We start from the raw sequence: 3,526 nt of genomic DNA on the forward strand, positions 1-3,526 counted from the left end.
ACGCCGGACCTGACCGAACCCCAACCCGGTCCCATCACACTGGCGAACCGGTGGTCCCATCAAGCTGGCGAGCGACAGGCAAGGCTGCCGAGGGGGAGCACACGGCGAAGTCGAGGGAGAGTTGTGAGAAACGATCGGTCCGCCCGCAGGGGGGAAGGGACCCCGCTGGTGGACGAAAGCGAGGGAGGTTTGCGGATCCGGTCGGTCCCCCCGCAGGGGGAATCGATTTGGATAGATCCGCCTGCGAAGTCTGACGATTCTGTCGGATCTATCCATTTCGACAGGTTCCTGCGCCGAAGCGAAGCGGAGGCGGAGGTAGGGGGGCCCGCTGGCAGGTGAGACGGAGGCCGGACTGAGGGGGCGACCGGACGAAGGAGTCCACGAAGACCTACTTAGCGTGAAGCGGCGCAGACCAACACGATGTCCTCTCCCAGCGGCAGCTGGGGGAGGTGGCGGCAAGGAAGGCGAGAGATGAAGGGCCTCAGGGTTGCTCCCCCTTTGGGTGTTCTGTCGCGGTTTGAGTCCGACACACTTTCGCTTAACGTGTCCTCTCCCAGCGGCAGCTGGGGGAGGTGGCCGCAAGCTGTTGCTTGCCGGCGGAGGGGGCAGCGTGTGATGGCGCTTTGGTTCCGGGCATTGAGTAGGACGAAGAGTCGGAAAGCGAATGAGCGATCGGTCCCCCCGCAGGGGGAAATCGATTTGGGTAGATCCGCCTGCAAAAACCTGATGATTCTGCCGGATCTACCCATTTCGACAGGGACCTGCTGCGTAGCAGCGGGTAGGGGGGCCCGCCGGCAGACGAGACAGTGGCTGGGTCGACGGAGCAGTGGAGAAGGCCTAGCGATGAAGAACTACAGAAGAACACGAAGGGTGAAGTGAAGATGCAAGTGATTCCGGCGGTCGACGTACTGGACGGAGCGGTAGTCCGCCTCCGACAAGGCCGGTTCGACGACGTGACGACATACGGCGCCGATCCCGTCGCGGTCGCGAAGTCATGGGTTGACGAAGGAGCGACCCTCGTGCACGTGGTCGACCTGAACGGAGCGCGCTTTGGGGAACCCGATCGATCGTTGTGGGCCTCCCTGTCCGCCGCCGGCATCCCGTTCCAGATCGGGGGAGGAATCCGCACGGCCGACATAGCTGCCGACGCACTCGAGGCCGGAGCACAGCGGGTAGTACTCGGCACCGCCGCGGTGTGGAGTCCGGAGATCGCAGGAGAACTCGTCGAGCGATTCGGACCAGAGCGAGTCGTTGCCGCCGTCGATGTCCGCGACGGCTCAGCGACGGGATCCGGGTGGGAGGAAGCCGGGCGTCCGGTCGTCGAGGTCTGCCGCTCGCTGGAGGCCCACGGCGTCGAATGGATCCTCGCGACCGGCATCGATCGTGACGGAATGATGTCCGGGCCGGACACCGGTCTGCTCGACCAGATCAGGGTGGAAGTGTCTGCCGTGCAGCTAATAGCGTCGGGAGGCGTCGCCGGATTGGATGACATCGTCGCTTTGCGCGACGCAGGCTACGAGGCGGTCGTGGTCGGCAGGGCACTGTATGAGTCGAAACTGACCCTGGCCGATGCGCTGCGGCTCACGGCCGGTTGATGATCGACAAGTCGGTCTCTTGCAGGGCATATGCAGAATGCCAGATATATCTAGCCACAATTGACCGTTGAGGAATAGTCACCTCACTCCGGCACTTTCCCCGCCACTAGCAGTGGTCCGTTGGTAGCTTCGACAGAAGGAAGAGTCATCGATAGGGGAACAAGCGAGGGGACCAACCGCGAGCGTATGACGCGTTCGAGAGTTGATTGACCTCACGCCCCACCACACTAGGTGTGTTTGGGGCATGCCTCCTACCTGATGACAAGGGGACAACAGAGAGGGAGGCATTATGGCGAAACATCGTGCGCGGCACGCCGCGCCAAAGAGTCGCCGGGCATTTCGTATTGGACTGATGGTTTCGGCGCTACTGGTGGTAGGAGCGGGAATCGCTCTTGCGACGGGCGACAGCTACGACCTCATCAACAACAACACGGTGACGGTCAACGACGGAGCAATCTTCGAATACTTCGATACCACAGAATCCGACGGTACGGGTGTCTTGAACCCCTACCTTCGGGTCCAGGACAACGACGGTGACGAAGCAGGCTACAACAGCGACTACGTCGTTTCGGGTGGAGGGCAGTTCGACCAGGTGTCGCCGAACAACGCGTTCACCGATTCGATCCTGTTGAGCGAAATACCTTCGATCGAAGTCGGAACGGACAACTATCGGGAGTTCATTGCGGACTTCAACGAAGCGAACAGCGGCGTCGACGCGCAGATCTCGATCGATGCGTTCGAACTCTATCTCTTCGATCAGTCGACGACGGCGTTCGATGTCGAGCTGATAGGCGATCCGAACAACGGCGGGATCGACACGTCGTACCCGTATGGCGAGGAAGGATTCAACCATCCCAGTGCGCCGTCTCCCGATGCCATTTGGGGCACTCCCGACTGGTACCTCGACGGCCACGTGCTAGCGACTGAGGAGAACTCGAGTGGCTCGGGTCAGGGCGATCTTCAGATCCTCATCCCCGAGTCGGAGTTCGACGCTTATCCCGAGTGCTTCTACGGGTCGACGACGTGTGACATCTACGTCGTCAACCATGTGGCGCTGGGTTTCTATGGCGAGCTCTACGTCACGGAGCCCCGAGAGGAGCTGCCGCCGGACATAACCGACCCCGAGAACTGGGATGTCACATCCACATTCGAGGAGTTCGCAGTTCGGTTGTACCCGATCCTGGACGTGAGCAAGACACTCGACATCACGTACGAGGAAAAGATCACTTGGACGCTGACCAAGACTGTGGATGATGCTTCTCACAGTGGTAATGCTGGTGAGGATGCGGGTTCGTCGATCTGGACGGTTGTGGCTGACAAGACAGTCACCAATGTCAACTACCAAGCGAGCGGCGAGATTCTGCTCTCGAACGACTCCGGCGTCGACCTTGAGGTCACGTCAGTTGACGATCTCTTCGGGGTCGTGCCAGTGGATGTCACATGTCCGAATCCCGCGCCATTCGTCATCCTCGACATGGCATCGGTGACATGTGGATACAGCGTGGATCTGGACGGAGCCCCAACGCTGCCGTCGACCAACGAGGTCGAAGTTGCCTACTACGAGGTGAACCGCGATGGGCTCCAGGTCGGACCAACTCTGAACCGGTTCGCTACCGCTTCCGATGACGCCGCAGAGTCACGCGGCACCATCGGTGAGGATTCGGGTACGTTGGCTGATCCGCGGTTCTCGTATTCGCAGTCGATCAGTGGTGATACCACGGTGACGTTCGATGAGACGTTTACGTGTTCGTCGGATGCAAGCTTGTATACGGATGGGTCGTATTCGTTCACCGAGACCAATACAGCAACGTTGAACGGCAATATCAACCTGTCAGCGTCGGCCTCGGTTGATGTGGATTGCACGTTGCCGGTGTTGACGGTCGCTAAGACTGCAGCCGGGACGTATGACCGGACCGTGACCTGGGAACTGG

The 3,526-nt window shown here is 60.5% G+C and carries 2 protein-coding genes; both read left to right on the plus strand.

What is annotated here, in order from left to right; translation table 11 throughout:
• Positions 1-881 precede the first annotated feature (881 nt).
• Positions 882-1,595, plus strand: a complete 714-nt coding sequence (locus P1T08_18020; GenBank protein ID MDF1597976.1) for a 1-(5-phosphoribosyl)-5-[(5-phosphoribosylamino)methylideneamino] imidazole-4-carboxamide isomerase — start codon at positions 882-884, stop codon at positions 1,593-1,595.
• Between the two features lie 289 nt (positions 1,596-1,884).
• Positions 1,885-3,526 (plus strand): hypothetical protein (locus P1T08_18025; protein ID MDF1597977.1); only part of this gene is annotated, 1,642 nt, incomplete at its 3' end.

The sequence above is a fragment of the Acidimicrobiia bacterium genome, assembly GCA_029210695.1.
Lineage (GTDB): Bacteria > Actinomycetota > Acidimicrobiia > Spongiisociales > JAHEDJ01 > JAHEDJ01.